The sequence below is a fragment of the Mycobacterium sp. E796 genome (genome assembly GCF_001672815.1).
Lineage (GTDB): Bacteria > Actinomycetota > Actinomycetes > Mycobacteriales > Mycobacteriaceae > Mycobacterium.
Genome location: NZ_LZKK01000342.1, coordinates 1 through 1115, shown reverse-complemented (window position 1 = coordinate 1115; position 1115 = coordinate 1). Strand labels below are relative to the sequence as shown.

The 1115-nt window shown below is 70.7% G+C and carries 1 protein-coding gene; it reads right to left on the bottom strand.

The features are described from left to right. Window positions 1–175 precede the first annotated feature (175 nt). Window positions 176–1102, bottom strand: a complete 927-nt coding sequence (locus A5706_RS28125; RefSeq protein ID WP_068138609.1) for a VWA domain-containing protein — start codon at window positions 1100–1102, stop codon at window positions 176–178. Between the last annotated feature and the right edge of the window lie 13 nt (window positions 1103–1115).

Below are 1115 nucleotides of genomic sequence, written 5' to 3'. Positions count from 1 at the left end.
TCAGCGAGCTGAACAAGAGCTACAACGCCATCGAGAACGACATCGGGTTCCGCACGGTGCCCGGCCCCGGCAGCGCCGGCTGGCTGCGCCTGGGCGTCGTCGTCGCGCTGATCGCGGCGGCGCTGGGCCTGCTGATCAACCGGCGCCTGCCGATCTGACGCTGCCGTCTGACCGCTTAGGCGGGCAGCCGCCGGTTCAGGAACTCTCCGGCCAGGACGGCGCCGGCCAGCAGCACCGCGCCGAGCAGCATCCAGGCCAGGCTGGCGTCGCCCTTGACGGTCTGATAGCCGATCTGGCGCTGCAGGGTCGAATAGACGCTCTCCAGCGATTCCAGGCTGTCGGCGTGGAACGCCTGGCCGTCGGTGATCTTGGTGATCTCCTGCAGCGTCTGGTCGTCGACGGGGACCGGGATGGTGGCGCCCTCGTACTCGACGGTGCCGTAGGGCGTGCCGAAGGAGATCGTCGAGATCTGCACCTCCTCGGCCTTGGCGGCCCGCGCCGCGGTGAACGCGCCCTGCGGCGCGTTGGGGTCCAGCGGCTTGTTCTCACCGCCGTCGGACAGCAGCACGATCCGCGCCGGCGGCGGCGTGTCCCCGCCGGTGATGGCCGCGGCGCCGACCGCGTGCAGCGCGGTGAAGATCGCCTCACCGGTCGCCGTCCCGTCGGCGAACTCGAGCTTCTTCAGCGCCTCGAGGGTCGCCTCGTGCTGCGGGGTCGGCGGCACCAGCAGGTAGGGCGTGCCCGCGAATCCGACCAGTCCCAGGTTGATGCCCGGCGTCAGCTGGCTGGCGAACTGGCTGGCCGCCTGCTCGGCCGCCTTGAGCCGGTTGGGTTCGACGTCGGTCGCGCGCATCGAGTTCGACATGTCGATGATCAGCACGACGCAGGCGCGGTTGCGCGGGATGCGCATGTCATGCGTAGGCGTGGCCAGGGCGACGGTCAACAGGAACAGCGACAGCAGCGCAACCGCGACGGGAACGTGTCGCCACCACGACTGGGGCACCTCGGCCTCGGTGAAGCGGCGCAGCCGCTGCCGGCGCCGGGCCTGCACCACGACATAGACGGCAAGCAACGCCAGCGGGATCAGACCGAAGAGCAGCAGGCCCGGGCGCTGG